Origin of the sequence: Calidifontimicrobium sp. SYSU G02091 (assembly GCF_022631395.1) — a bacterium.
Classification (GTDB): Bacteria; Pseudomonadota; Gammaproteobacteria; order Burkholderiales; family Burkholderiaceae_C; genus Calidifontimicrobium; species Calidifontimicrobium sediminis.
In genome coordinates this window covers 35,834-60,812 of record NZ_JALBGB010000001.1, presented here as the reverse complement: position 1 = coordinate 60,812, position 24,979 = coordinate 35,834, and the positions used below count along the sequence as shown (strand labels likewise).

Here is a 24,979-nt window from a genome sequence, read left to right as displayed (position 1 = left end):
GCGCGGTGGGCATGCACGCGGTGACTCAGTCGCTGGCCGGACGCGACGAGCGCGCGAAGCTCCACGCCAGCCCGATGCCGCCGGTGACGCCGGCGTCGCGCTCGACCAGCGGGCTGTCGCGGTTGGCGGCGCCGGCCAGCGAGTCGACGCGCAGGAACAGGAACAGGCTCAGGTCGGGACCGAACGAGCGCGACAGCGACGCGCCCGCGCGCCACGCGATCAGGCCCGCGCGCGCGTCGTAGGCCGGGCGCGTCGGGGTCGCGTAGACCGGGTCGACTCCATAGAACAGGTCGGCCAGCCGCTCGTCGCCGAACACCGGCCCGAAACGCGCGCCGGCGCGCCACGCGCCGGGCAACGCGCGCTCGTGCACGAGTTCGGGCGCGAACACGAGGCCGCGGTAGCGCAGGCTGTCGTTCAAGTCGAGCACCGCGCGCAGCGGCACTTCGAGCCGCCACGGCGCGCGCCCGCGCGGGCCCGGGTCGGCGAGGTTCCACACCAGCCGCGGACCGGCCTCGACGAGGGTGCCGAGGTCGGGCATGCCCGCGCGCGCCTCGACGTCCTTCGACGACGAACCGAGCGAGCCGCCGACGCCGACGCTGAGTTCGAAGCGCGGCGTGCGCAGCGCGCGCAGCGCCGCACTGCCTTCGTCGACGCGCAGCACGGGCCCGCGGTAGATCAGGTACGGCAGCGGCAGCGCGCGGCTCGTGGCGTCGGCGGCGCCGGGGTACGCCGGCTGCGTCGCCGCGCCGAAGAAGACGCCGGCTTCCCACAGCGGCGGCGTCTGGCGCGCCGCGGCGGGCTCGTCGGCGGTGGCGGGGCTCGCGAGCGCCGCGAGCGCGGCGCCGCCGAGAACGAGGACGGTGGCGCGCAGGCGCCGGGTGGGTGTACTCATGGGCGCGCAGCGTAGCGTGAGCGCGCGGGCTGCGCGCGGCGCTGGCTATACTCGCCGCCACAGCGCCGATTTGTCCCGGCTTGCGGGCGCTCTACAAATGCCGCTAAACAGGCGCCACCGACCCGGTGACCGCATGTGCAGCGGCACCGGGTTTCGCTTTTGGGTCTCTCGCGCATGGTGTCGGTCGGTCACGTCACGCCGCAGCAGATGCACTTCGCCGAGCCGCTGCCGCTTCGCAGCGGCGCGCAGCTCGCGGACTACACGCTGGTCTACGAGACCTACGGCACGCTCAACGCCGACCAGTCGAACGCCGTGCTCGTGTGCCACGCGCTCAACGCGTCGCACCACGTCGCGGGCACCTACGAGGGCCAGCCCAAGAGCGAGGGCTGGTGGGACAACCTCGTCGGCCCCGGCAAGCCGCTGGACACCGAGCGCTTCTTCGTCATCGGCATCAACAACCCGGGCTCGTGCTTCGGCTCGACGGGGCCGATGAGCGTCAACCCCGCCACCGGGCGGCCGTACGGCGCCGACTTCCCCGTCGTCACCGTCGAGGACTGGGTCGATGCGCAGGCGCGGCTGCTCGAGCGGCTGGGCATCGCTCGGCTCGCCGCCGTGATCGGCGGCAGCCTCGGCGGCATGCAGGCGCTGTCGTGGACGCTGCAGTATCCCGAGCGCGTGCGCCACTGCCTGGCGATCGCGACGGCGCCGAACCTGTCGGCGCAGAACATCGCGTTCAACGAGGTCGCGCGCCGCGCCATCGTCACCGACCCCGACTTCCACGGCGGCCACTACTACGAGCACGGCGTCGTGCCCAAGCGGGGGCTGCGCGTCGCGCGGATGATCGGCCACATCACGTACCTGTCGGACGACTCGATGGAGCGCAAGTTCGGCCGCGCGCTGCGCGAGGCCGAGCTCGGCTACACGACGCAGGACATCGAGTTCCAGATCGAGAGCTACCTGCGCTACCAGGGCGAGAAGTTCAGCGAGTACTTCGACGCCAACACCTACCTGCTGATCACGCGCGCGCTCGACTACTTCGACCCGGCGCGCGAGCACGGCGGCGACTTGGCGCGCGCGTTCGCGAAGGCGCAGGCGAAGTTCCTCGTCATCAGCTTCACGACCGACTGGCGCTTCTCGCCGGCGCGCTCGCGCGAGATCGTCAAGGCGCTGGTCGACAACCGGCACGACGTGACCTACGCCGAGATCGCCGCGCCGCACGGCCACGACGCGTTCCTGCTCGACGACGCGCGCTACCACGCGGTGCTGCGCGCGTACTTCGACAACGTCGCCGCACAGGGGCGGGCATGACCTCGCGCGCCGACCTCGACGTGATCGCGCAGCTCGTGCCGCGCGGCGCGCGCGTGCTCGACCTGGGCTGCGGCGACGGCGCGCTGCTCGCGCACCTGCGCGAACAGCGCGACTGCCGCGGGCTGGGCATCGAGATCGACGACACGAAGCTCGTGGCCTGCATCCGGCGCGACGTGCGGGTGCTGCAGCTCGACCTCGAGGACGGCCTGGCGCTGTTCGACGACGACAGCTTCGACGTCGTGCTGCAGCTCGACACGCTGCAGCACCTGCGCCACACCGAGCGCGTGCTGCGCGAGACCGCGCGTGTCGGGCGCATCTCGATCGTCAGCTTTCCGAACTTCGCGCACTGGCCCAACAGGCTGAGCGTGCTGCGCGGGCGCATGCCGGTGACCAAGGTGCTGCCGTACCAGTGGTACGACACACCGAACATCCGCGTCGGCACCTTCGCCGACTTCGAGGTGCTCGCCGGCCAGTGCGGCCTGCGCGTGCTCGAGGCCTTCGGGCTGCACGAGGGCCGGCGCGTCGACCGCTGGCCGAACCTGCTGGCGAGCACCGCCGTGTTCAAGTTCGAGCGGGCCTGAGGCCCGCCGCCCGAGGAGCCTGTCCATGACCGCCGCTTCGACACCCCCCGGCATCGCGCTCGTCACCGGCGCCAGCGCCGGCTTCGGCACCGCGATCGTGCGCCGGCTGCACGCCGACGGCTGGCGCGTCGTCGCCTGTGCACGCCGCGCCGACCGGCTCGCGGCGCTCGCCGCCGAACTCGGCGAGCGCGTGCTCGCGTGGCCGCTCGACGTCACCGACCCCGGCGCGGTCGAGGCGCTGCCTTCGTCGCTCCCGGCCGCCTTCGCCGCCGTCGACCTGCTCGTCAACAACGCCGGCCTCGCGCTCGGCCTCGAGCCGGCGCACCGCGCCAGCCTCGACGACTGGGAGACGATGGTCGCGACCAACGTCGCCGGCCTGATGCGCTGCACGCGCGCGCTGCTGCCGGGCATGGTCGAGCGCGGGCGCGGCCACGTGATCAACATCGGCTCGGTGGCCGGCGGCACGCCGTATCCGGGCGGCAACGTCTACGGCGCGACGAAGGCCTTCGTCCACCAGTTCACGCGCAACCTGAAGGCCGACCTGCTCGGCACGCCGGTGCGCGCGACCGTGATCGAGCCGGGGCTGGTCGGCGGCAGCGAGTTCTCGAACGTGCGCTTCAAGGGCGATGACGCGCGCGCCGCGTCGGTCTACGCCGGCACCGAGCCGCTCGTGCCCGACGACATCGCCGAGGCGGTGGCCTGGGTCGCGCGGCTGCCGCCGCACGTCAACATCAACGTCATCGAGATGATGCCGGCGTGCCAGGCGCACGGCCCGCTGGCGATCCACCGCAAGGGCTGACGCCGGCGGCTCACGCGGCCGGTGTCACCGGCGCGAGCGGGTCGAAATCGGCGGGGCGCTTGTCCTTCCACGCGGCGATCGCCGTCGTCATCTCGCCGAGGTCGAAGATCGCGCTTTGCAGCAGCGTCATCTGCGCGAGCGCGTCGGCGGTGCCGTGGTCGCGCGCGTAGTTCAGCGCGCGCTTGCTGCCGGCGATCGCCAGCGGGCTCTTGGCCGCGATCTCGGCGGCGAGCTGCTGCGCGTGCGCGTGCAGCGCGGCGGCGTCGGGCAGCACGGCGTTGACGAGCCCGACCGCGAGCGCGCGTTCGGCGCCGAGCCGCTCGCCGGTGTAGGCCATCTGGCGTGCGACGCCCTCGGGCACGATCTTCGGCAGCCGCTGCAGCGAGCCGACGTCGGCCGCCATGCCGATGTGGATCTCCTGCACCGTGAAGAACGCATCGGCGCTGCACACGCGGATGTCGCACGCCGCCGCGAGGTCGAGCCCGGCGCCGACGCAGCCGCCCTGTACCGCGCAGATCACCGGAAAGCGCGCCTCGTCGAGCACGTCGAAGCACGCCATCAGCCGGCGCAGCGCGTCCTGGAACGCGAGGCGCTTGCGTGCGTCGCCGGTGTCGAGCATCGCCAGGCCGCTGGCGAACACGTCGAGCGCCATGCCGGCGCAGAAGTGTTTGCCAGTCGAGCGGATCACGAGCACGCGCGTGCGCCCCTCGTCCGACAGGCGCTGCACGTCGTCGCGCAATGCGGCGAAGAACGCCGGGGCGACCGTGTTCAGCCGCTCGGGGCGGTTGAGCTCGAGGGTTGCGATGCCGGTCGCGTCGTCGAGGGCGAGGCTGAAGAAGTCGTTGGCCATGGCGGTTCCTGTTGCGCGGCGTTCAGCATAGCGCGCGGTCTACACTGGCCGCCGTCGATGACCCCGGAGTGACGCGATGAACGCCCGCGACCCGCTGCAGCCGATCGAGCCCGACGAAGCCGGCGCGCTCGGCGCGTTCGTCGCGCGCGCGTGGGACGAGCGCATCGTCGCGGCGCTGAAGGACTACATCGCGGTGCCGGCCAAGAGCCCGATGTTCGACCCCGACTGGGTCGCGCACGGCCACCTCGAGCGCGTCGTGCGCGACGCCGCGTCGTGGGTCGAGTCGCGGCCGGTGGCCGGCCTCGTGGTCGAGGTCGTGCGCCTGCCCGGGCGCACGCCGGTGATCGTCTTCGAGGTGCCCGCCACGCGCGCCGGCAGCGGCGACACCGTGCTGCTGTACGGCCACCTCGACAAGCAGCCCGAGTTCGCCGGCTGGCGGCGCGACCTGGGGCCGTGGATGCCGAAGCTCGACGGCGACCTGCTCTACGGGCGCGGCGGCGCCGACGACGGCTACGCCGTCTACGCCGCCGTCAGCGCGATCGAGGCGCTCGATGCGCACGGCCTCGGGCGCCCGCGCTGCGTCGGCCTGATCGAGACCAGCGAGGAAAGCGGCTCGCCCGACCTGCCGGCCTACCTCGACGTGCTGCGCGAGCGGCTGGGCCGCGTCGGCCTCGTCGTGTGCCTCGACTCGGGCGCCGGCAACTACGACCAGCTGTGGCTGACGACGTCGCTGCGCGGCATGGTCAGCGGCGTGCTGAAGGTCGAGGTGCTCGCCGAGGGCGTGCACTCGGGCGACGCGAGCGGCGTCGTGCCGTCGAGTTTTCGCATCCTGCGCCAGCTGCTCGACCGGCTCGAGGACAGCCGCACCGGCACACTGCTGCCCGGCAGCTTCCACTGCGAGATCCCGGCGGCGCGCGTCGAGCAGGCGCGCGCCGCCGCGGCCGTCCTCGGCGCCGAGGTCTACCAGCGCTTCCCTTGGGCCTGCGGCGCCGACGGCGGCCCCGTGCTGCCGACGACGACCGACCCCGCGCAGGCGCTGCTCAACCGCACGTGGCGCCCGACGCTGAGCGTCACCGGCACCGAAGGCTTGCCGGCGCTCGGCGACGCCGGCAACGTGCTGCGGCCTCACACCGCGTTCAAGCTCAGCCTGCGGCTGCCGCCGCTCGTCGACGGTCACGAGGCGGCGATGACGCTGAAGTCGCTGCTCGAGGACAACGCGCCGTACAACGCCAAGGTCACGTTCGAGCCCGACGGCCGCGCCGGCCGGTACGGCGCCACCGGCTGGAACGCGCCCGACCTGGCGCCGTGGCTCGAATCGGCCCTCGACGCCGCGTCGCGCGCGCACTGGGGGGCGCCGCTGGGCTACATCGGGCAGGGCGGCACGATCCCGCTGATGAACATGCTGCAGCGCGGTTTCCCGCGCGCGCAGATGATGGTGTGCGGCGTGCTCGGGCCGAAGAGCAACGCGCACGGCCCGAACGAGTTCCTGCACGTGCCGTACGCGAAGCGGCTGACGGCCGCCGTCGCGCAGGTGATCGCCGCGTGCCCCTGAGACCGGCTCAGGCCGCCAGGCGCTGCCGCAGCCGCGCCGCGTAGTCGCGCAGCGCCGGGTCGGCGCAGGCGCACGCTTCGTCGAGGCAGCAGCGCGCGTAGTCGGGGTCGCCCTGCAGCCGCGCGACGTCGATGCGCCGACCCTGCAGGCCCATCAGCCACTTCAGTCCGACCCATTCGGACAGCGCCGGTCCCCGATCGTTCGGAGTCGGGTCGACAGGGCGTGAGGGCGGAAGCGAGGCGGACATCGGATGTTGCAAAGCAGCAATCGCAGTGTGCTCCCGAAGCGGGCCGCGTGCCGGCAAATCCGACCGCGGTCTCGGAAATGGCGTTGCGTTCGTGAAACTTTGGCGCTTCGGGTCCGTTCAGCGCAGCGAGTAACCGGTGGCGACCATGCCCTCGCCGACCATCGGCTCGAGCAGCGCGAGCAGCGGCTCGAGCGGACGGTAGCGCGTGGCCACGCGCACCGCGTAGGCGAAGAAGCGCGGCAGGTCGGCCGCGTACGCCGGCTTGCCGTCGCGGTGCTTCAGGCGGCAGAAGATACCCAGCACCTTCAGGTGGCGCTGCAGCCCCATCCACTCGAGCGCGCGCCAGCACTCGCCGAAGTCCTGGCCGATCGGGTGCTCGCCGAACAGCCCCGCGTCGCGCGCCTGCTGCCACCAGCGCACCGCCCAGTCGATCTCGCGCTCCTCGTCCCACGAGACGAAGGCGTCGCGCAGCAGCGACGCGATGTCGTAGGTCACGGGGCCGCGCACCGCGTCCTGGAAGTCGAGGATGCCGGGGTTCGGCTGCGCGACCATCAGGTTGCGCGGCATCCAGTCGCGGTGCACCGCGACCACCGGCTGCGCCAGCGCGCTGGCCACCAGCAGCGCCGTCAGGCGCTCCCAGCTCGCGCGCTCGCGCTCGCCCCAGGCGATGCCGTACTCGCGCTGCACGCACCACTCGGGAAACAGCGCGAGCTCGCGCTGCAGCAGCGCGGCGTCGTACGGCGGCAGCGTGGTGGCGTCGACGTCGCGTTGCCAGCGCACCAGCGCGCCGATCGCGTCGCGCATCAGGCGGTCGGCGCCGGCGGCATCGGCGGCGGAAAGCGCCTGCAGGTACGGCGTCTGGCCGAGGTCGGCGAGCAGCACGAAGCCGAGCGCTTCGTCGGCGGCCAGCACGCGCGGGCTGTGCAGCCCAGCGCGCTCGATCAGCGCCGCGACGTGCAGGAACGGGCGCACGTCTTCCTGCGGCGGCGGGGCATCCATCACGATCAGGCTGCCGCCGCCGTCGGTGTCGACGCGCAGGTAGCGGCGAAAGCTCGCGTCGGCCGACGCCGGGCGCAGCGTGTCGAGCCGCAGGCCGTGGCGCGCCGCCAGCGGCGCGATCCAGGCGGCGAAGCCGTCTCGACGGGCCGGGGTGGCCCAAGTCACGCGGTCGGGCAGGGGCATGGTGTGGATGGGCGGCGGCTCACGCGCCTCGCTGGTGGCGAAATCGGGTGCGGGCCTCGCAGATAATGAATTCTACGGATCGCCGCCGCGGGCACGGACCGGCCGCGTGCGGGGTCCGGGCAGCGATCCTGCACTCACCCGCACGCCCCGTCGCGTCCACGCCGCGCCCTTGCCTTCCGTGCCACCGTTTCCGGTCCACCCGCTGTCGCCACCGTGCACGATGCGCCGCATCGCCAGCGCCGTGCTGGCGCTGACGGCGGCCGCGCTGGTGTCCGCCTACGCGCAGCCGGCCGGCGAGCCGGTCGAACTCGAGGCCGCGCGCATCGACGCGCGCACCGACGTCGACGCCGTGGCCAGCGGCGACGTGCGGCTGCGCCGCGGCCCGCTGACGATTCGTGCCGACCGCCTGAGCTACACGGTGGCCACCGACGTCGCGCGCGCGAGCGGCGCGGTCGAGATCCGCGCCAACGGCGACGTCTACCGTGGCCGCGAGCTCGAGCTGCAGCTCGAGCGCTACGAGGGCTACTTCCTCGAGCCGGACTACTTCATCTCGCGCGCGCAGGCCGGTGGCCGCGCCGAGCGCATCGACTTCATCGACCGCCAGCACGCACGCATCGTCGACGGCGACTACACGAGCTGCGCGCGCGACGGCACCGGCGCGCCCGACTGGCTGCTGTCGGCGCGCCGTGTCGACCTCGACTTCGAGAACAACGAAGGACGCGCCGAAGGCGCCGTGCTGCGCTTTCTCGGCGCGCCGATCCTGGCGGCCCCGGTGCTGACGTTTCCGCTGACCTCGGCGCGCAAGTCCGGGTGGCTGCCGCCGGACCTGAAGTTCGACAGCCGCAGCGGCCTGACGGTGGGCGTGCCGTACTACTGGAACATCGCGCCACCGTACGACGCCACGCTGGTGCCCACGGTCTACGCGAAGCGCGGAGCGGGGCTCGGCGGCGAGTTCCGCTACCTCGGTGCGGCGTATCGTGGGATCGTGCGCGCGCACGTGCTGCCCGAAGACCGCGTCGCCGAGCGCACGCGCTCGGCGCTGGCGCTGCAGCACGAGGGCGTCCTCGACGGCTGGCGTTACCGCGCCGACCTGCAGCAGGTCTCCGACGACGATTACTGGAAGGACTTCGACCGCGACGGCGCGCGCTTCACGCCCCGCCTGTTGCCGCGCGAGCTCGAGGTACACCGCCGCTTCGGGGTGTTCGGCCGTGAGTGGACGGCGTATGGCGGGCTGCAGCACTGGCAGGTGCTGCAGGGCGATCCGCTGGCGGTGATCGTCGCGCCGTACCAGCGCAGCCCGCAGCTGGGCGTGCGCGGGCGCGGGCGCTTCGATTCCGGCGTCGAATACGGGCTGGAGACCGAATTCAACCGCTTCGACCGCCCGCCCGGCAGCGATGACACGCTGCCCACCGGCCAGCGCGTGCACCTGCTCGGCAGCGTCGCGTGGCCGCTGCGTGCGTCGTACGGCGCGCTGGTGCCGCGGCTCGCGCTCAACGCGGCGGCGTACGACACCGACGAGCCGATGGCCGACGGCCGTCGCCAGGCCGCTCGCGCGATCCCGACCCTCAGCGTCGACGGCACGCTGCTCTTCGAGCGCCGCACCCGCTGGCTCGGCCTGGATCTGCGGCAGACGCTCGAGCCGCGCATCCTGTACGCGCACACGCCGCGGCGTGACCAGTCCGCGCTGCCGAACTTCGATGCGGCGCCGAAGGACTTCAACGAGGTCTCGATCTACAGCGACAACGCGTTCAGCGGCATCGACCGCGTCTCCGACGCGCACCAGGTCACGGCCGGCGTGTCGACGCGCTTCGTCGACGTCGCCACCGGCGTCGAGAAGCTGCGCTTCGCGCTCGTGCAGCGCTACCTGTTTCGCGACCAGCGGATCTCGGCCGAGGGGCCGCCGCTGACGCAACGCTTCTCTGACGTGCTGCTCAGTGCGTCGTCGACGCTGTCGCCGCAGTGGACGCTCGACGCGTCGGCGCAGTACAGCCCGAGCCTGGGCAGCACGACGCGCTCGATCGTCGGCGCGCGCTACTCGCCGGGGCCGTTTCGCACCGTCGGTATGCGCTACCGCCTCGCGCGCGACCTGAGCGAACAGGTCGAGGCTGGCTGGCAGTGGCCGCTGTTCGGACCCGTCGAGGGCGAGCGCCGCGACGCAGGTGCCTGCAAGACGAGCGCCTACAGCGTCGGGCGGCTGAACTACAGCCTGCGTGACCAGCGGTTGACCGACTCGCTGCTCGGCGTCGAGCTCGACAGCGGGTGCTGGATCGCGCGCATCGTCGCCGAGAGGACGTCGACCGGACGCACCGAAGCGGTGTCGCGCGTGATGCTGCAGTTGGAGCTCGTCGGCCTGTCGCGGCTGGGTTCGAACCCGCTGTCGACGCTGAAGGACAATATCCCCGGCTACCGACTGCTGCGCGAGCCGGACACCACGCCGCCGCCACCCCGAAGCTATGACTGATCGATCGATTGCCGGCGAGCCGGTGCGGGTGCTGCGCCTCGTCGTGGCCGCTGTCGCCGTCGCGCTGGCCGGTGCCGTCGTCGCGCCCGGCGCAGCCGCCCAGCCGCGCACGGCCGACTACATCGTCGCCGTCGTCAACCAGGAGTCGGTGACTGCGGTCGAGATCGACCAGCGCCTGGCGCGCGTGCGCGAGGGCGCTGCGCGCGCCAACACCCCGCTGCCGCCACCGGCACAGCTGCGCCGTGAAGTCCTCGACAGCCTGATCGACGAGCGCGTCGTGCTCAGCTTCGCGCGCGACAGCGGGGTGCGCATCGACGACGCCGAGCTCGAGCGCGCGCTGGCCAGCGTCGCGCTGCAAAACCAGATTCCACCTGGGCAGCTGCGCGCGCGTATCGAGCGCGAAGGGATGGACTTCAACCGCTTCCGCGCCGACATCCGCGACCAGCTGCTCGTCGAGCGCGTGCGCGAGCGCGAGGTTGCGCGGCGCATCCGCATCACCGACGAGGAGATCGACGCCTACCTCGCCGAGCGCCGCGCCGCGGCGGCCGGCGCGCGCCAGTTCAACATCGCGCAGATCCTCGTGCCGGTGCCCGAGGGCGCCGACGCCGCCGTCGAGGCCGAGCGGCGCGCGCGCGCCGAGGCGGCTCTGGCGCGCGTGCGTGCCGGCGAGGACTTCGCCGCCGTCGCGCGCGAGCTGTCGCAGGACCCGAACCGCGAGCGTGGCGGCGAGATCGGCCTGCGCCCGGCCGACCGCCTGCCCGAGCTGTTCGTCGATGCGGTGCGCGATCTGCGCGCCGGCGACGTGGCGCCGTCGCTGGTGCGCAGCGGCGCGGGCTTCCACGTGCTCAAGCTCGTCGAGCGCCGCGACGCCAACGCGTTCGTCGTCACGCAAACGCGCGCGCGCCACATCCTGCTGCGGCCGAGCACGCCGGCGGGCACGTCGGCGGCGCAGCGCCAGCTCGCCGAGGTGCGCCGCGCGATCACGACGGGGGCGCGGCGCTTCGAGGACGTCGCGCGCGAAATCTCCGAGGACGCGTCGGCGCCGCAGGGCGGCGACCTCGGCTGGACCGCGCCGGGCAGCTTCGTGCCCGAGTTCGAGCAGGCGATGAATGCGCTGCCGGTCGGCGGGGTGTCCGAGCCGGTCGTCTCGCGCTTCGGCGTGCACCTGATCCAGGTGCTCGAGCGGCGCAGCGTCGAGCTCGACGCGCGCCAGCAGCGCCAGCTGGCGACCAATGCACTGCGTGAGCGCAAGTACGAGCAGGCGTACCGCGACTGGGTACGCGAGCTGCGCGCGCAGGCGTACATCGAACTGCGCGACGACGCGCGTTGAATGCGCGGGTCGGGGCGCCGGTGAAGCACATCGCGCGCAAGCGCTTCGGCCAGCATTTCCTCGTCGACGCCGGCGTCATCGACGCCATCGTCGCCGCCGTCGACCCACGGCCTGGCGACGCGCTCGTCGAGATCGGGCCCGGCCTGGGGGCGCTGACGGCGCCGCTGCTCGCGCGCTGCGGCGCGCTCACCGTGATCGAGCTCGACCGCGACCTCGCCGCGCGGCTGCGCCAGCGCGCCGGGCTCGACGTCGTCGAGGCCGACGTGCTGACGGTGGACTTCGCGGCATTGGCGCGCGGGCGCGGCCAGCCGCTGCGCATCGTCGGCAACCTGCCGTACAACATCTCGACGCCGATCCTGTTCCACCTGCTCGACGCCGCCGCGCACTGGCGCGACGCGCACGTCATGCTGCAGAAGGAGGTCGTCGAGCGCATGGCGGCGGCGCCCGGCGGCAAAGACTACGGGCGCCTGACGGTGATGCTGCAGTGGCGCTGCGCGGTCGAGCCGCTGTTCGACGTGCCGCCGCAAGCCTTCGAGCCGCCGCCGCGCGTCGACTCGGCCGTCGTGCGGCTGCGCCCGCACGACGCGCCGCCGGCCGTCGACGCCGAGCGGCTCGGCGAGCTGGTGACGGTGGCGTTCTCGCAGCGGCGCAAGCTGCTGCGCCACACGCTAGGGCGCTGGCTCGACGCGCAGCACTTCGCCGGGTCGTTCGACCTGCAGCGGCGCGCCGAGGAGGTGCCGGTGGCCGAGTACGTCGCGCTGGCCGCAGCATTGCCGCGCTGAAAGCAACAGCGGCGGCCCGCAGGCCGCCGCCGTTCACGCCGCGGGCCGGGCCGGCCTCAGGCGGCGTCGAGCCACATCGCAGTGTCGAAGGCGCTCGTCATCATCGGCATGTTCATGCCGAAGTGGGGATTCACGCCGTTCTTCGGCACCGCGATCTTCGCCGCCGGCTTCAGCGTGCTGTTGTGGGCCACTTCCGTCGCCCGCTCCCATGACCCGATTTCCTGGGAGCGGGCTACCGAAAAGAATAGAAGCACCTGAACGGTACCTTGCGCTCGGCCCAGAAGTCGGCCGCGTCGCGGAACACGTCGAGCAGCTGTTCGCGTGCTTCGCGGTCGAAGCGCGGGTTGTCCGGGATCTGGTCGAGCACGACGACGAATCCCGGCTGCGCGCCGGCCTTGTGCACGAGGTCGGTCATGCAGTCGTACAGCGCGTCGAGGTTCTTGCCGAAGTGCGCCGGGAACAGGAACGACTGCGCGATCGTCTCGAGCACGTCCTGCTTGGTCTGCGCCTCGCCGAGGTTGGCGTACAGGAAATGCTGGCCCGCGGTCTGCGCGGCCTGCATCAGGTCATCGACGCGGTAGGCGCGTATCGCCTGCACGATGTTTGGTCGGACGGTCTGCAAGAGCATGGTCACGATCCTCCAGGATCACGAAAAACGAAACCGGCTCACGGTGCCTGCACGATGCGCGCGAAGCTCGCATAGTGGTCGGCGGTGTAGTAACAGGCCTGCGGCGCGGTCGGCACCGTCCCGCCGCAGACGATGCGCCGCGCGCCGCGGTGGGGCGCGCCGGGCGTGGGCACCGTGTACTCGCGGTACCAGCCGCGCGGCTGCGCAGGCAGCAGGCGCTCGCGGTTGAAGAACACGGTGCCGTCCTTCGCGTAGGGAAACGGCCCACCGCTCACGATGCGCTGGTGCGTCTCGCGCGCCTGCGGCGGCAGCTCGGACCACGCCACCGTCGGCAGCGTGTCGGCCGGCGCGCGCGCCGACGCAGGTGCCGAAGCCAGCAGCGAAGCGGTCAACGATGCCGCCAGCGCGACGCCGGCCACCCACGCCGCGCGCGGCCGCCGACGATTCCACGGCCGGTCGGCCCGTGCCGTGTGAGCGTTCACCAACTCGCTTCGAGCGGGCGACGACGGCGGCAGACCGGACTCAGACACGGGGTAACCCTGACTGGAAAACCCGTCATGGTACTGAAACGGGCCGAAAACCTCAAGCCGGACGGGCTGGAAACGCAGGTGCGCAGAGGTAAATAAGTGTGAGCTCACATCCTCTCAACGGCTGTCGTGTCGAGCGTTTCACGTTGCGTGTCGTCCTTCAGTGGTCCGGCGGCACGGTGGCCAGGCGCGCCGCGACCGCGTCACCGACGTGCTGCATGAAAGCGCGCACCCGCGCGGTCTGGCGCAGATCCGGGTGGGTGAGCATCCACACCGGCACCGACAGCTCGGGGATCGGGTCCGACACCGGCACCAGCTCGGGATGACGCGCCGCCATGAAGGTCGGCAGCACGCCGATGCCCACGCCGGTGCGCAGCATCGCCGCCATCGCGTTGAAGATGTCCACCCGCACCCGCACGCGCGCCTGCGCGAGTTGGCTGCGCATCCAGCGGTCGTAGACCCGCGCGTGGGCGTCGCGCTCGAACGCGACCCACGGCACCTCGCGAACCAGCGTCTCGAGCGGCTGCACCGACTGCGGCAGCCCGGCGCCGCCGCGCAGCGCGTAGGCACGGCACTGCGTCGTGCCGAGCTGGCGACCGACGAGGTGCTCGGCCACGTGCGTCGACATGCGCAGCGCGACGTCGGCCTCGAGCCGGGCCCAGGTCTGCGCCTGGTCGGCGTGGCGGCGCGACAGGTCGACGAGGAACGCGTTCTCGACCACCTCGACCTCGATGCCGGGGTAATCACGCGCGAAGGCCGCCAGCGGGTGCGGCAGCAGGTGCTCCATGATCACGAACGCCGTCGTCACCCGCAGCAGGCCGGTCAGCTCGCGGTCGCGGCCGAGCACCCGGCGCTCGATCTCGTCGGCCTGGTCGGCCATGCGGCGCGCCTGCTCGATCACGAGGCGTCCCGCGTCGGTGGGTACGTAGCCGCGCCGCGAGCGGTCGAACAGCCGTGCGCCCAGGCGTGCCTCGAGTGCGTCGAGGCGGCGCAGCACCGTCGTCGCATTGACGCCGAGTCGGCGCGCCGCCGCGCCCAGCGAACCGGCATGACCCACCGCCAGTGCGTACCGCAGGTCGCTCCAGTCGAGCTCGGCCATGCATCGCCCTTTGTTGCTGCAATTTTGCAGCGAAGATCTGCAAAGATGATTATTGCGTGCACATCCGCAAAGCCTCTACAGTTTTTGCGTAGGCACTAACCCTCAGTCCGTGCGAGGAGTCGGAATGGGTACTTGGGTTCAACCGGCGAGCGGCTCGTCAGCGTTTTCCACGCCACTCGAGACGGCCCCGCTGCGTCTGCTCGAACGCCGCCCGAGCGCGCGCCGCAGCGACGGCACGGCGCGGCCGCAGGCGGTGGCGCGCCCAGACTGGCTCAGCCGGCTGGCGGCTTGGGCCGAGGCGCAGCCGGTGCACCGTCGCTTCGGCAGCTGGACACGGTTGCCGTGAGACCGCACCGGCCGGGGCGGCTCCGCGATCGGGCTGCCTAGAATCGGCCGATGCCGCTTCCGCCCGCCGCTCCGCCCCCCGGTTCCGCGGCGCGGCAAAGCAGGCTCCCCGGGGTGGCCGAACGCCTCGCGCGGGCGCACCGCCTCGTCGTCGTCACGCTGCTCGGCTTCGCGTCAGGGCTGCCGCTGGCGCTGACCGGTCAGGCCCTGCAGGCCTGGATGACGGTCGACGGACTCGACGTCGCGACGATCGGCTTCCTCAGCCTGGTCGGCCTGCCGTACACGTTCAAGTTCCTGTGGGCGCCGCTGATGGACCGCTTCGACCTGCCGTGGCTCGGCCGGCGGCGCGGCTGGCTGGTGGCCACGCAGCTCGCGCTGGCCGCGGTGCTGTGGGCGCTGTCGCACACGTCGCCGGCCGGTGCGCTGCAGGTCTTCGCGCTGCTGGCGGTGGCGCTGGCGTTCGCGTCGGCGTCGCAGGACGTCGTGATCGACGCCTACCGCACCGACCTGCTGCCGGCGGCCGAGCGCGGGCTCGGGTCGTCGCTCAACGTGCTCGGCTACCGGCTGGCGATGATCGTCTCCGGCGGCGTCGCCTTCATCTGGACCGACCCGGCCGGCGCGACGGCCGGCGGTGCGTGGACCTGGCCCGAGGTCTACCGCCTGATGGCATGGCTGATGGTCGCTGCCGCGGTGCTGTCGGCCACCGTGCTGCCCCGCGTGCCGCGCCCCGACGCGACGCCGACGCTGGCGCGTCATGACATCACCGGCTTCTTCGCCGTCGTCGCCGCGGTCGCCGCGGGCTACGTGCTGACGCAGCAGGCCTTCGTGCCGCTGGCCGGCGCGCTGCTCGGGCCGTGGCTCGACGCGAGCGCCCTCGTCGAGCCGCTGCGCCGCCGCTGGACCGACCTGCTCGCGCTGCTGCTCGGGCTCGCGGTGACGCTGCCGCTGGCGGCGTGGGCGGCGCGGCGTGCCCGCTTCCACACGCTGCTCGACGGCCTGCACAACTACTTCAGCCAGGCGGGCGCCTGGGGCTTCCTCGCCTTCATCGTGCTCTACAAGCTCGGCGACGCGTTCGCCGGCGCGCTGATGACGCCGTTCCTGCTCAAGGCGATGGCCTACAGCTCGGCCGAGGTCGGTGTCGTCAACAAGGTGATCGGGCTGTGGCTCACGATCGGCGGCGCGCTGGTCGGCGGCGTGCTGATGCTCAAGCTCGGCCTGTGGCGCTCGCTGATGCTGTTCGGGCTGTTCCAGATGGCAAGCAACCTCGGCTTCTGGTGGCTGGCCGTCAACGGCCGCGGCGTGCTGCCCGGGCTCGAGCTGCCGGCCTTCGACTGGGGCTTCGTCGCGCTCGCGCAGCCCACGCAGGTCGACGGCGGGCTGCTGATGGTGATCGCGTTCGAGAACTTGTCGGGCGGCATGGGCACGGCCGCGTTCGTCGCGTTCCTGATGAGCCTGTGCAACCAGCGCTTTACCGCGACGCAGTTCGCGCTGCTCAGCGCGTTCGCATCGGTCGGGCGCGTGTGGGTCGGCCCGCTGGCCGGCGTGCTCGCCGAGAGCATCGGCTGGCCGACGTTCTTCGTCGTCAGCACCGTCGCTGCGCTGCCGGCGCTGGTGCTGTTGTGGGTGCTGCGTGCACCGGTGCGTGCGCTCGAGGTCGACCCGGCCACGGCGGGCGCCAGCGAAGACTGAGGCCGCCGCCCGCTGCCTAGAATGGGCCCGCGCGCTGCAGGGGGAACCCCCTGCAGCCGACCCGGGTCCGAGACCGTATGCCACGCCACGCCTTCCGCACCGACGCCGACCTGACGCCGGCCCCGATCGGCATCGGGGCGCACGGTGCCGGCTGCCGCTGTGCCATGCACGGCCGGCGGGCGTTCACCGCCGGGCTGGCCGGTGCGGCGCTGCTGCCGCTGCCAGCGCTCGCCGAAGGCGTGCGCGACGATGTCGGTCGCACGTCGCGCTTCGCGCAACTGGTGCCGGCGCAGGAGGTCGAGCGCGCCGCGGCGGCGCAGTACCAGCAGATGACGCGCGAGGCCGCGCAGCAGCGCGCGCTCGCGCCGGCGACGCACCCGCAGGTCGTGCGGCTGCGCGCGATCGCGCAGCGCATGATCCCGCACTGCGAGCCGTGGAACCCGCGCGCGAAGCAATGGCAGTGGGAAGTCAACCTGCTGGGCAGCGGGCAGATCAACGCGTTTTGCATGCCCGGCGGCAAGATCGCTTTCTACTGGGGCATCCTGCACAAGCTGCAGCTCAACGACGACGAAGTGGCCGCCATCATGGGTCACGAGATGGCGCACGCGTTGCGTGAACACGCGCGCGAGCGCATGGGCAAGACGGCGGCCACGCGCGTCGGTGCCAACATCGTGTCGTCGCTGCTCGGCTTCGGCGCCGTCGGCGACACCGTGCTCGGCATGGGCGCGCAGCTGCTGACGCTCAAGTTCAGCCGCGACGACGAGAGCGAAGCCGACATCGTCGGCATGGAGCTCGCTGCGCGCGCGGGCTACGACCCCGCCGCCGGAATCACGCTGTGGGAGAAGATGCTCGCGGCCAACCGCAACGCGCCGCCCGAGTTCATGTCGACGCACCCGGCCGGCGAGACGCGCATCCGAGACATCCAGGCCAAGCTGCCGAAGGTGCTGCCGCTGTACCAGCGCGCCGAGAAGCCCGCGCAGCGCTTCGGCCCGCCACCGAAGGCCTGAGCCCGCGGCTGCCTGCGTGCCTGCGCACGCACGGACGGGCGAAGGGGCCCGAGCTCTGCGAGGGCGCGGCCGGTACGGCCTGTGCCCGGGGCTCCACACGGTGGTGCGTCACGACGACGCCGCGGCCCGTCAGGTGCCGCCGACGTAGGGGTTGTCGCGCCGCTCGCGCCCGAACGTGCTCTCGGGCCCGTGGCCGGGGATGAACACGGTGTCGTCGCCCATCGGCCACAGCCGCTCGACGATGCTCGCGATCAGCTGCTCGTGACTGCCGCCGGGGAAGTCGGTGCGTCCGATGCTGCCGGCGAACAGCACGTCGCCGACGAAGCAGCGCCGCGCCGCCGCGCTGTGGAACACGACGTGCCCCGGCGTGTGGCCCGGGCAGTGGCGCACGGTGAGCACTTCGTCGCCGACTCGCACCGTGTCGCCGTCGGCGAGCCAGCGCGTCGGTGTGAACGGCTCGGCCGGCGGGAAGCCGAACATGCGGCTTTGCTGCGGCAGCGCGTCGATCCAGAACTGGTCGCCCGGATGCGGGCCGATCACCGGCAGGCCCTCTTCGCGCGCGAGCGTGCCGGTGGCCCCGGCGTGGTCGATGTGTGCATGCGTGAGCCAGATCGCCACCGGGCGCACGCCGAGCTCGGCCACCGCGGCGCGCAGCCGCGGCAGGTCGCCGCCGGGGTCGACGATGACGGCGTCGAGGGTGTGGTCGCACCAGACGATCGAGCAGTTCTGGGCGAACGGCGTGACGGGGACGGTCAGGTAGCGCAGCATCGCGCGCAGCCTACCGCACGCCGGCTCGCCGCGTGCTCAGCGCGCGGGCGTCGCGATCGGCGCCACCGGCTCGGGCGCGAGCAGGCTGCCGTCGCGCAGCCCGCGCAGTGTGCCCAGCAGCAGCCCCGCGATCACGAGCGAGGTCAGCGCCAGCAGCACGACGCCGGCCAGCGCGATCGCGCTGCCCGGCGAGGCCAGGCGCAGCGTCAGCGCCGTGAGCGCCGCCAGCGGGAACGACAGCGCCCAGTGCGGCAGCGAGAACGGCAGCGCCGCCAGACGCCGCAGCTGCGTGCCCACCCACAGCAGCGTGAACAGCGCCATGCCCCACAGCGCCCACGCCACCGGCAGCGGCGCGCCGAGCTGCAGCAGCGCGAGCGCCGACACCGCCGGCGGCGCGATCAGGATGAACACCGTCGGCAGCAGGCGCTCGGGGAACATGCCCTGCACGGCGATGCGCACCAGCACCAGCGTCAGCACGACGGGCCAGAAGAGCAATCCGATGCCGAACTGCGCGGCCGCCCACTCGGCGTGACCGAGCGGCACGCCGGCCAGCGGCGGCAGCACGTTGCCGACGACCGGGATGAACAGCGCCGGCGTCACGCCGGCCCACGCCAGCCCCGGCGGCAGGCCTTCCTTCAGGTTCGCGTTCTGGTTGCCGCGCCACCAGCGCCCGAGCACCCACATGGTGGCGACGAGCTGGCTGCCGCAGCCGAGCCACCACAGCGCACCGGCCCACCACGACGGCCCGAGCAGCGCCACCGCGACGGTGGCCAGCAGCAGGATCGCGATCGGCAGCGTCGCGACGAAGCTGTGGCGCACCGGGTGCAGGCGGTCCTCGCGCCACGCGTCGGCGTGGTAGAGGCCGCGCAGCACGGTGGCCACCGCGAGCACGGCGAACACGCCGGCCGCGAGCGCGCCGACGACGAGCGCGACGCCGGTGGCCATCGCGCCCATCAGCGGCTCGGCGCGGTGCCACGCCAGTGCCAGGCCGGTCAGGCCCATCACGATCGCGTACCAGCCGGGAAACAGGTAGCGCAGCTTGGGCAGCACGGCCCGCGTCGCGGTCGCGGCGGCTTGCGGGTTGGGCGATGTCGAGGTCGTCACGCGTGCCTCCTCCTCAGGGTGTGGCCCGGCGGCTGCCGGCCATCGCACCGAGCGGCCACGCGAACGCGGCCGCGACGAGGCCGAAGCCGGCGGCCAGCGCCAGCAGGTTGGCCCAGTCGACCCAGTAGGCCATGTCGGCGAGCGACGCTTGCGTCGCCCCCGGCAGCCACAGCACGGTGGCCACCGCCGCCAGCACCGCGGCGCCGAGCGCGAACTTGACGCCGCCGCGCCAGTTCGCGCCGCGGCGGCGCAGCGCGGTGACCATCAGCGCGGCCCACAGCACGGCCGCACCGAGCAGCAGCGGCCACAGGTCGAGCGCGATCTCCCAGACGATGTTGATCACGAGCCAGATCTCGTACATGGCGTTCTCCTGCGCGCGTCAGACGCGGCCCTTGAGCACCGCGAGGTACGCGGGCTTGAGCATGCGGTACTTCATCAGCCACGCCATCCAGCTCTCCTGCAGCGGCTCGATCATCGGCAGCGACGGCGTCAGCCTGCCGTCGTAGTCGAACTCGATCAGCATCGCCGAGCCTTCGCGCACGATCAGCGGGCACGAGGTGTAGCCGTCGAACTTCTGGTCGGCGTCGCGGCCGGCGACGACCTCGACCAGGTTGTGCGCGACGATCGGCGCGCTCTTCTTGACCGTCGCGGCGGTCTTGCCGCGCGGCGTGCCGTTGATGTCGCCGATGCCGAACACGTTCGGGAAGCGCTTGTGGCGCAGCGTGTCCTTGTCGACCTCGAGCCAGCCGCCGGGCGCCATCGGCCCGTCCTGCGCGGCCAGCGCGCTGTTCTTGACCGCGTCGGGCGCGCGCATCGGCGGCACGACGTGGAGGAAGTCGTACGGCACCTCCTGCCGATCGCCCTCGGGGCTCGCGAAGGTCGCGCGCCGCGCACCGATGTCCACCGCCACCAGCTTGCTCAGGTGGTGGCGCTCGACGCCGAACGCGTCCCAGTACGCGAGCACCTTGTCGTTGACGACCTTGACGCCGAACACGGTGTCTTGCGGCAGCCCGGTGTGGAACAGGATCTTCGACGCGGCGAGCGTGCCGGCCCGGCGCAGCCGGTCGGCGACCATGAACGTCATCTTCAGCGGTGCGCCGGCGCACTTCAGCGGCCCGGCGGGCAGCGTCATCAGCGCGGTGCCGCCGCGCCTGCGGAATGCGTCGAGCGCGCTCCACGTCGCCTGCGCCGCCTGCGGGCTGGCGTAGACGCTGGCCAGGCCGTCGCGGCCGATCGCGCCCACGTCCATGCCCTCGATCTGCGCGTAGTCCAGGTGCAGGCCGGTGGCGACGACGAGGAAGTCGTAGCCGATGCGCCTGCCGCTGGTGGTCACGACGGTGTTGGCCGCGGGGTCGAACTCGGCCACCATCTCCTGCACCCATTCGACCCCGGCGGGCATGAAGCGCGCGTTCGCGTCGCGCACCTTGCCCACCGGCCACACGCCGGTGGCCACCAGCGTGTAGCCGGGCTGGTAGTTGTGTTCCTTCTTCGCGTCGACGACGGTGATCTTTGCGCCGTCGAGCATGCGGCTCAGGCGGTTGGCGATCGCCAGCCCGCCGAGCCCGCTGCCGGCGATCACGATGCGCGCGTGGGTCTTCAGCGCGGCAGCGCGCGCGGCGCCGGCCGGCACCAGCGCCGCGCCGCCCGCCGCCAGGCCGACCACACCGACGCCTTGCAGCCAGCGCCGCCGCGACGCGTCGGCCAATGCGCCGGGCGCGGGGATGGGGTCTCGGATCATGACGGTCTCCTTCATCATGCGCCGTGCGGCGGCGGTCCCGCCGCACGGTGTGCAGCCTGACCCGTGCGGCGGCCGGCGGCCTTGATGCCTGTCAAGACTCCCGCCCGGATTGCGGGTGCCGTTGGCGTCTTTGATACCCAGTGAGGTATCATACGTTCCCGATGGTTGCGACACGTGATCCAGATCAAGACCTCCCGGGCGTCTCAAGATTGGTGCATGATTGAGTACGCATACACGGCGCTGACTGCCGCGCCCCCGCCGAGGATCCAACCATGCACGGCCTGAGACAGATCGACCCCGCGACCGCGCTGGAGCACCTGCGCGCTGGTGCCTTGCTGATCGACGTGCGCGAGCCCGGCGAGGTGCAGCGGCTCGCGTTCGACGCGCCGAACGTCGTGCAGATGCCGCTGTCGCAGTTCGCGCAGCGCTACCACGAGCTGCCGCGCGACCGCGAACTGATCATCGCCTGCGCCAGCGGCGCGCGCAGCTTCCAGGCGATGCAGTTCCTCGTCCACCACGGCCACAACCACGTCTCGAACCTGCAGGGCGGCATCGGCATGTGGCGCCTGCACGGCCTGCCGGTGGCCGCCGCCTGAGCGCGGGCGGCGCTGTCACGCGCCTGCCACGCACCCGTCCCACACTGGGCGTCGATGGAGACCTCGACGCCGGACGGCGACGTCGCCGAGTGGCGCGCGCTCGCCGATCGGCTGGCCACGCTGCGCGCCGACATGCTCGCCGACGAGCGTCGCCTCGCGTCGCGCCTGCAGGCCGTCGACGCGCGGCACCGCGCGAGCGCGCGCAACCTCGTGCACTACCTCGCGCTGCGCCGGCACGACCTGCGCAGCCTGCAGGACGCGCTCGCGCGGCATGGACTGTCGTCGCTCGGCCGCGCCGAGGCCGACGTGCTGCCGGCGCTCGAGCGCGTGCTCGGCGTGCTGCACCGCCTGCTCGGCGAGCCGGCGGTTGCGCCGAGCGCCTCGATGGGCGGTCGGCAGCAGCTCGCCGCGCACGCCGACGCGCTGTTCGGTGCGGCGCCCGACGGCCGCACGGTGCGCATCATGGTCACGCTGCCCGACGAGGCCGCGCACGACGACGCGTTGGTCGCGGCGCTGGTGGCGCGCGGCATGGACGTCGCGCGCATCAACGCCGCGCACGGCGACGCCGCGTCCTGGACCGCGATGGCCGCGCGCGTGCGGCAGGCGGCGGCAGCGGCCGGGCGCCATGTGCGCGTGCAGTTCGACCTCGCCGGCCCCAAGCTGCGCACCGGCGCGCTGCCGCCCGGGCCGGCGGTGCTCAAGCTCAAGCCGCAGCGCGACGCCTGGGGCCGCGTGCAGGCGCCGGCGCGCGTCGTGCTGGTGGCCGAAGGCGACACGCCGTCGCCCGAGGCGGACTCGGTGCAGGTCGACGCCGACTGGTGCGCCGCGCTGCGCGCCGGCGACGCGATCGACCTCGTCGATGCGCGCGGCGCGCAGCGCCACTGGACCGTCGTCGCTGCCGACGGCCGCCGCGCGGTCGCCGAGTGCACGCACACCACCTACCTTGCGCCCGGCGTGCGGCTGCTGCACCCCGGCCCGCGCGGCGTGCAGACCACCGGCGTCGGCGGCCTGCCGCGCGCTGCCGGCGCCCTCGAGCTCGTCCCCGGCGACCTGCTGCGCGTGTGCCGCGACGCCGATGCCGCGCTGCATGCCGAAGGCGCGCTGCGCATCGGCTGCACCCTGCCCGAGGTGTTCGCGCAGGTGCGTGCCGGCGAGCGCGTGTGGTTCGACGACGGGCGCATCGGCGGCGTCATCGAAGCCACCGACGCCGACGGCTTCGACGTGCGCATCACGCGCACGCGCGACGGCGGGGCACTGCTGCGCGCCGACAAGGGCATCAACCTGCCCGACAGCCGTCTCGCGCTGCCGGCGCTGACCGCGAAGGACCGCGCCGACCTCGACGTCGCGGTGCGCATCGCCGACATCGTCGCGCTGTCGTTCGCGCAGGACGCCGACGACGTCGCTGCGCTGCGCGCCGCACTGGCCGAGCGCGGCGCGTCGCACCTCGCACTCGTGCTGAAGATCGAGACGCGCCGCGGCTTCGAGCAGCTGCCCGAGCTGCTGCTGGCCGCGCTCGCGCACCCGGCTGCCGGCGTGATGATCGCGCGCGGCGACCTCGCCGTCGAATGCGGCTGGGAGCGGCTGGCCGAGGTGCAGGAGGAGATCCTGTGGGCGGCCGAGGCGGCGCGCGTGCCGGTGATCTGGGCCACGCAGGTGCTCGAGAGCCTGGCCAAGGGCGGCGCGCCGTCGCGCGCCGAGATCACCGACGCCGCGATGGGCGTGCGCGCCGAGTGCGTGATGCTCAACAAGGGCCCGCACCTCGTCGAGGCGATCGCCACACTCGACGACATCCTCGTGCGCATGCAGTCGCACCAGACCAAGAAGCGCTCGCTGCTGCGCGCACTGCGCGCGTGGGCCGAGCCCGCCGCCGCGACGCCCTGACCCCGTGCCGCGCGCGGGGCCGCGCCGGCGCAGCCCGCACAATCGGCGCCTCGGCCGACCCCGTCCCGCCCATGACCTCGTCACCTCCCTTCGTCGCACCGGCGTCGTTCGACGACGCCGACGCCGCACTCGCGCAGGTGCAGCGCATCTACGCCGCCAGCGTGCAGCACCTGCGCGACGCGCTGCAGCGCTACGTCGCCGGCCGCGACCCGGCGCAGCCGGTGCGCGCGTGCTACCCGTTCGTGCGCGTGCGCACCGACACCGTCGCGCGCGCCGACTCGCGGCTGGCCTACGGCTTCGTCGCCGGGCGCGGCGTCTACGAGACGACGCTGACGCGCCCCGACCTGTTCGCGCGCTACTACCGCGAGCAGTTCGAGCTGCTGCTGCGCAACCACGGCGTGCCGCTCGAGGTCGGCACCGGCACGCAGCCGATCCCGGTGCACTTCGCGCTCGCCGACGACGCCGCGTTCGACGGCCCGCTCGACGCCGAGCGCAGGCTGCGGCTGCGCGACCTGTTCGACCTGCCCGACCTCGCCGCGATGGACGACGGCATCGCCAACGGCACGCACGAGCCCAAGCCCGGCGAGCCGCAGCCGCTGGCGCTGTTCACCGCGCCGCGCGTCGACTACTCGCTGCACCGGCTGCGCCACTACACCGGCACCGCGGCCGAGCACTTCCAGAACTTCGTGCTGTTCACGAACTACCAGTTCTACGTCGACGAGTTCGTGCGCCTGGGCCACGCGCTGATGGCGCGCACCGACAGCGACTTCGTCGCGTTCGTCGAGCCGGGACACGTCGTCACGCGCCGCGCGGGGCTGCCGGCCGAGCCCGGCGACGACGCCGGCGCGCCGCCGCCGCGCATGCCGCAGATGCCCGCGTACCACCTCGTGCGCCCGGACGGCAGCGGCATCACGATGGTCAACATCGGCGTCGGCCCGGCCAACGCGAAGACGATCACCGACCACATCGCCGTGCTGCGCCCGCACGCGTGGATCATGCTCGGCCACTGCGCCGGGCTGCGCAACACGCAGCAGCTCGGCGACTACGTGCTCGCGCACGGCTACGTGCGCGAGGACCACGTGCTCGACGAGGAGCTGCCGCTGTGGGTGCCGATCCCGGCGCTGGCCGAGATCCAGGTCGCGCTCGAGCAGGCGGTGGCCGACGTCACGCAACTGCGCGGCTGGGAGCTGAAGAAGATCCTGCGCACCGGCACCGTGGCCAGCACCGACAACCGCAACTGGGAGCTGCTGCCGCACCCGGGGCCCGAACGCCGCTTCAGCCAGAGCCGCGCGATCGCGCTGGACATGGAGAGCGCGACGATCGCCGCCAACGGCTTCCGCTTCCGCGTGCCGTACGGCACGCTGCTGTGCGTGTCCGACAAGCCGCTGCACGGCGAGATCAAGCTGCCCGGCATGGCCAACGCGTTCTACCGCGAGCGCGTCGACCAGCACCTGCGCATCGGCATGCGCGCGCTCGACATCCTGCGCGGCCAGCGCCTCGAGGCGCTGCACAGCCGCAAGCTGCGCAGCTTCGCCGAGGTGGCGTTCCAGTAACGGGGGCGCCCCACGCGCTTCACGAAGCTTCACGCGCGGCCGCACGGCCGAAACGCGCCG

Annotated in this window: 25 protein-coding genes and 1 riboswitch; of the genes, 13 read left to right on the top strand and 12 right to left on the bottom strand. The window is 73.0% G+C overall.

Annotation, left to right across the window (positions count from 1 at the left end; all coding sequences use genetic code 11):
* Positions 1-25 precede the first annotated feature (25 nt).
* Positions 26-892, bottom strand: coding sequence for a MipA/OmpV family protein (locus MOJ79_RS00310; RefSeq protein WP_241922349.1), 867 nt, complete (start codon positions 890-892; stop codon positions 26-28).
* Between the two features lie 52 nt (positions 893-944).
* Positions 945-1,020: riboswitch (SAM riboswitch) on the top strand.
* Positions 1,021-1,066: 46 nt separating this feature from the next.
* Between MOJ79_RS00310 and metX the strand changes: the two genes are divergently transcribed.
* The 3 genes from metX to MOJ79_RS00295 are packed head-to-tail and all read left to right on the top strand — an operon-like array spanning position 1,067 to position 3,580.
* Complete coding sequence (gene metX, locus MOJ79_RS00305; protein ID WP_241922531.1) at positions 1,067-2,200, top strand: homoserine O-succinyltransferase MetX; 1,134 nt, start codon at positions 1,067-1,069, stop codon at positions 2,198-2,200.
* A complete protein-coding gene (gene metW / locus MOJ79_RS00300; RefSeq protein WP_119293381.1) occupies positions 2,197-2,781 on the top strand; it encodes a methionine biosynthesis protein MetW in 585 nt (194 codons plus the stop codon). The genes metX and metW overlap by 4 nt, the downstream gene beginning before the upstream one ends.
* Before the next feature lie 25 nt (positions 2,782-2,806).
* Entirely contained in the window at positions 2,807-3,580 is a 774-nt protein-coding gene (locus MOJ79_RS00295; RefSeq protein ID WP_241922348.1) for an SDR family NAD(P)-dependent oxidoreductase, read from the top strand.
* A 10-nt stretch (positions 3,581-3,590) separates the two neighbouring features.
* On the opposite strand, the gene MOJ79_RS00290 is transcribed toward MOJ79_RS00295, so the two are convergent.
* On the bottom strand, positions 3,591-4,430 hold the full coding sequence (locus MOJ79_RS00290) for an enoyl-CoA hydratase-related protein (protein ID WP_241922347.1): 840 nt from the start codon (positions 4,428-4,430) through the stop codon (positions 3,591-3,593).
* A 76-nt stretch (positions 4,431-4,506) separates the two neighbouring features.
* Here MOJ79_RS00290 and MOJ79_RS00285 point away from each other — a divergent pair, with 76 nt between their 5' ends.
* Complete coding sequence (locus tag MOJ79_RS00285) at positions 4,507-5,982, top strand: M20 family metallopeptidase (RefSeq protein WP_241922346.1); 1,476 nt, start codon at positions 4,507-4,509, stop codon at positions 5,980-5,982.
* 7 nt (positions 5,983-5,989) lie between these two features.
* Here MOJ79_RS00285 and MOJ79_RS00280 read toward each other — a convergent pair whose 3' ends face one another.
* Both MOJ79_RS00280 and MOJ79_RS00275 read right to left on the bottom strand, forming a co-directional pair.
* On the bottom strand, positions 5,990-6,136 hold the full coding sequence (locus MOJ79_RS00280; protein ID WP_162911096.1) for a hypothetical protein: 147 nt from the start codon (positions 6,134-6,136) through the stop codon (positions 5,990-5,992).
* A 210-nt stretch (positions 6,137-6,346) separates the two neighbouring features.
* Entirely contained in the window at positions 6,347-7,411 is a 1,065-nt protein-coding gene (locus MOJ79_RS00275; protein ID WP_241922345.1) for an aminoglycoside phosphotransferase family protein, read from the bottom strand.
* Between the two features lie 220 nt (positions 7,412-7,631).
* Here MOJ79_RS00275 and MOJ79_RS00270 point away from each other — a divergent pair, with 220 nt between their 5' ends.
* Genes MOJ79_RS00270 through rsmA form a run of 3 tightly spaced genes read left to right on the top strand, consistent with a single transcriptional unit; the run spans position 7,632 to position 11,984 of the window.
* Positions 7,632-9,872 (top strand): LPS-assembly protein LptD, encoded by a 2,241-nt coding sequence (locus MOJ79_RS00270; RefSeq protein ID WP_241922344.1) that lies wholly within the window; start codon positions 7,632-7,634, stop codon positions 9,870-9,872.
* A complete protein-coding gene (locus MOJ79_RS00265) occupies positions 9,865-11,202 on the top strand; it encodes a peptidylprolyl isomerase (protein ID WP_241922343.1) in 1,338 nt (445 codons plus the stop codon). The genes MOJ79_RS00270 and MOJ79_RS00265 overlap by 8 nt, the downstream gene beginning before the upstream one ends.
* A gap of 20 nt (positions 11,203-11,222) precedes the next feature.
* Positions 11,223-11,984, top strand: coding sequence for a 16S rRNA (adenine(1518)-N(6)/adenine(1519)-N(6))-dimethyltransferase RsmA (rsmA, locus tag MOJ79_RS00260; protein ID WP_241922342.1), 762 nt, complete (start codon positions 11,223-11,225; stop codon positions 11,982-11,984).
* A gap of 56 nt (positions 11,985-12,040) precedes the next feature.
* Here the strand turns inward: rsmA and MOJ79_RS18920 are convergent, their stop codons facing one another.
* The 4 genes from MOJ79_RS18920 to MOJ79_RS00245 form a co-directional block, all read right to left on the bottom strand.
* Positions 12,041-12,175 carry a hypothetical protein gene (locus MOJ79_RS18920; RefSeq protein WP_259371667.1) on the bottom strand — a complete coding sequence of 45 codons (135 nt, stop codon included), beginning with the start codon at positions 12,173-12,175 and terminating at the stop codon, positions 12,041-12,043.
* Between the two features lie 41 nt (positions 12,176-12,216).
* Positions 12,217-12,612, bottom strand: coding sequence for a barstar family protein (locus MOJ79_RS00255; protein WP_119354640.1), 396 nt, complete (start codon positions 12,610-12,612; stop codon positions 12,217-12,219).
* Between the two features lie 38 nt (positions 12,613-12,650).
* On the bottom strand, positions 12,651-12,989 hold the full coding sequence (locus tag MOJ79_RS00250) for a ribonuclease domain-containing protein (RefSeq protein WP_442863084.1): 339 nt from the start codon (positions 12,987-12,989) through the stop codon (positions 12,651-12,653).
* 310 nt (positions 12,990-13,299) lie between these two features.
* On the bottom strand, positions 13,300-14,238 hold the full coding sequence (locus MOJ79_RS00245; RefSeq protein WP_241922341.1) for a LysR family transcriptional regulator: 939 nt from the start codon (positions 14,236-14,238) through the stop codon (positions 13,300-13,302).
* Positions 14,239-14,362: 124 nt separating this feature from the next.
* Here MOJ79_RS00245 and MOJ79_RS00240 point away from each other — a divergent pair, with 124 nt between their 5' ends.
* From MOJ79_RS00240 to MOJ79_RS00230, 3 genes are all read left to right on the top strand, one after another.
* Positions 14,363-14,584, top strand: coding sequence for a hypothetical protein (locus MOJ79_RS00240; protein ID WP_241922340.1), 222 nt, complete (start codon positions 14,363-14,365; stop codon positions 14,582-14,584).
* 113 nt (positions 14,585-14,697) lie between these two features.
* Positions 14,698-16,272 carry an AmpG family muropeptide MFS transporter gene (locus tag MOJ79_RS00235; protein ID WP_442863078.1) on the top strand — a complete coding sequence of 525 codons (1,575 nt, stop codon included), beginning with the start codon at positions 14,698-14,700 and terminating at the stop codon, positions 16,270-16,272.
* Between the two features lie 77 nt (positions 16,273-16,349).
* Entirely contained in the window at positions 16,350-17,279 is a 930-nt protein-coding gene (locus MOJ79_RS00230; RefSeq protein ID WP_241922338.1) for a M48 family metallopeptidase, read from the top strand.
* 129 nt (positions 17,280-17,408) lie between these two features.
* Here the strand turns inward: MOJ79_RS00230 and MOJ79_RS00225 are convergent, their stop codons facing one another.
* Genes MOJ79_RS00225 through MOJ79_RS00210 form a run of 4 tightly spaced genes read right to left on the bottom strand, consistent with a single transcriptional unit; the run spans position 17,409 to position 20,889 of the window.
* On the bottom strand, positions 17,409-18,047 hold the full coding sequence (locus MOJ79_RS00225; protein ID WP_241922337.1) for an MBL fold metallo-hydrolase: 639 nt from the start codon (positions 18,045-18,047) through the stop codon (positions 17,409-17,411).
* A gap of 36 nt (positions 18,048-18,083) precedes the next feature.
* Positions 18,084-19,151, bottom strand: coding sequence for an SLAC1 anion channel family protein (locus tag MOJ79_RS00220; protein ID WP_241922336.1), 1,068 nt, complete (start codon positions 19,149-19,151; stop codon positions 18,084-18,086).
* Positions 19,152-19,164: 13 nt separating this feature from the next.
* The gene (locus tag MOJ79_RS00215; protein ID WP_241922335.1) at positions 19,165-19,512 is read right to left on the bottom strand and encodes a hypothetical protein; all 348 of its coding nucleotides are present in this window, start codon (positions 19,510-19,512) and stop codon (positions 19,165-19,167) included.
* A gap of 18 nt (positions 19,513-19,530) precedes the next feature.
* The gene (locus tag MOJ79_RS00210) at positions 19,531-20,889 is read right to left on the bottom strand and encodes an NAD(P)/FAD-dependent oxidoreductase (protein WP_241922334.1); all 1,359 of its coding nucleotides are present in this window, start codon (positions 20,887-20,889) and stop codon (positions 19,531-19,533) included.
* 272 nt (positions 20,890-21,161) lie between these two features.
* Here MOJ79_RS00210 and MOJ79_RS00205 point away from each other — a divergent pair, with 272 nt between their 5' ends.
* The 3 genes from MOJ79_RS00205 (at position 21,162) to MOJ79_RS00195 (ending at position 24,919) form a co-directional block, all read left to right on the top strand.
* On the top strand, positions 21,162-21,485 hold the full coding sequence (locus tag MOJ79_RS00205; RefSeq protein WP_241922333.1) for a rhodanese-like domain-containing protein: 324 nt from the start codon (positions 21,162-21,164) through the stop codon (positions 21,483-21,485).
* Between the two features lie 54 nt (positions 21,486-21,539).
* Positions 21,540-23,366 carry a pyruvate kinase gene (locus MOJ79_RS00200; RefSeq protein ID WP_241922332.1) on the top strand — a complete coding sequence of 609 codons (1,827 nt, stop codon included), beginning with the start codon at positions 21,540-21,542 and terminating at the stop codon, positions 23,364-23,366.
* Positions 23,367-23,437: 71 nt separating this feature from the next.
* The gene (locus MOJ79_RS00195; RefSeq protein WP_241922331.1) at positions 23,438-24,919 is read left to right on the top strand and encodes an AMP nucleosidase; all 1,482 of its coding nucleotides are present in this window, start codon (positions 23,438-23,440) and stop codon (positions 24,917-24,919) included.
* The last annotated feature ends 60 nt before the right edge of the window (positions 24,920-24,979 follow it).

Excerpts from the sequence above, each read along its gene's own strand:
- MOJ79_RS00310 (WP_241922349.1), bottom strand. The coding sequence starts at position 892 with ATGAGTACACCCACCCGGCGCCTGCGCGCCACCGTCCTCGTTCTCGGC.
- metX (WP_241922531.1), top strand. The coding sequence starts at position 1,067 with ATGGTGTCGGTCGGTCACGTCACGCCGCAGCAGATGCACTTCGCCGAG.
- metW (WP_119293381.1), top strand. The coding sequence starts at position 2,197 with ATGACCTCGCGCGCCGACCTCGACGTGATCGCGCAGCTCGTGCCGCGC.
- MOJ79_RS00295 (WP_241922348.1), top strand. The coding sequence starts at position 2,807 with ATGACCGCCGCTTCGACACCCCCCGGCATCGCGCTCGTCACCGGCGCC.
- MOJ79_RS00290 (WP_241922347.1), bottom strand. The coding sequence starts at position 4,430 with ATGGCCAACGACTTCTTCAGCCTCGCCCTCGACGACGCGACCGGCATC.
- MOJ79_RS00285 (WP_241922346.1), top strand. The coding sequence starts at position 4,507 with ATGAACGCCCGCGACCCGCTGCAGCCGATCGAGCCCGACGAAGCCGGC.
- MOJ79_RS00280 (WP_162911096.1), bottom strand. The coding sequence starts at position 6,136 with ATGGGCCTGCAGGGTCGGCGCATCGACGTCGCGCGGCTGCAGGGCGAC.
- MOJ79_RS00275 (WP_241922345.1), bottom strand. The coding sequence starts at position 7,411 with ATGCCCCTGCCCGACCGCGTGACTTGGGCCACCCCGGCCCGTCGAGAC.
- MOJ79_RS00270 (WP_241922344.1), top strand. The coding sequence starts at position 7,632 with ATGCGCCGCATCGCCAGCGCCGTGCTGGCGCTGACGGCGGCCGCGCTG.
- MOJ79_RS00265 (WP_241922343.1), top strand. The coding sequence starts at position 9,865 with ATGACTGATCGATCGATTGCCGGCGAGCCGGTGCGGGTGCTGCGCCTC.
- MOJ79_RS00255 (WP_119354640.1), bottom strand. The coding sequence starts at position 12,612 with ATGCTCTTGCAGACCGTCCGACCAAACATCGTGCAGGCGATACGCGCC.
- MOJ79_RS00245 (WP_241922341.1), bottom strand. The coding sequence starts at position 14,238 with ATGGCCGAGCTCGACTGGAGCGACCTGCGGTACGCACTGGCGGTGGGT.
- MOJ79_RS00240 (WP_241922340.1), top strand. The coding sequence starts at position 14,363 with ATGGGTACTTGGGTTCAACCGGCGAGCGGCTCGTCAGCGTTTTCCACG.
- MOJ79_RS00230 (WP_241922338.1), top strand. The coding sequence starts at position 16,350 with ATGCCACGCCACGCCTTCCGCACCGACGCCGACCTGACGCCGGCCCCG.
- MOJ79_RS00225 (WP_241922337.1), bottom strand. The coding sequence starts at position 18,047 with ATGCTGCGCTACCTGACCGTCCCCGTCACGCCGTTCGCCCAGAACTGC.
- MOJ79_RS00215 (WP_241922335.1), bottom strand. The coding sequence starts at position 19,512 with ATGTACGAGATCTGGCTCGTGATCAACATCGTCTGGGAGATCGCGCTC.
- MOJ79_RS00210 (WP_241922334.1), bottom strand. The coding sequence starts at position 20,889 with ATGATCCGAGACCCCATCCCCGCGCCCGGCGCATTGGCCGACGCGTCG.
- MOJ79_RS00205 (WP_241922333.1), top strand. The coding sequence starts at position 21,162 with ATGCACGGCCTGAGACAGATCGACCCCGCGACCGCGCTGGAGCACCTG.
- MOJ79_RS00200 (WP_241922332.1), top strand. The coding sequence starts at position 21,540 with ATGGAGACCTCGACGCCGGACGGCGACGTCGCCGAGTGGCGCGCGCTC.
- MOJ79_RS00195 (WP_241922331.1), top strand. The coding sequence starts at position 23,438 with ATGACCTCGTCACCTCCCTTCGTCGCACCGGCGTCGTTCGACGACGCC.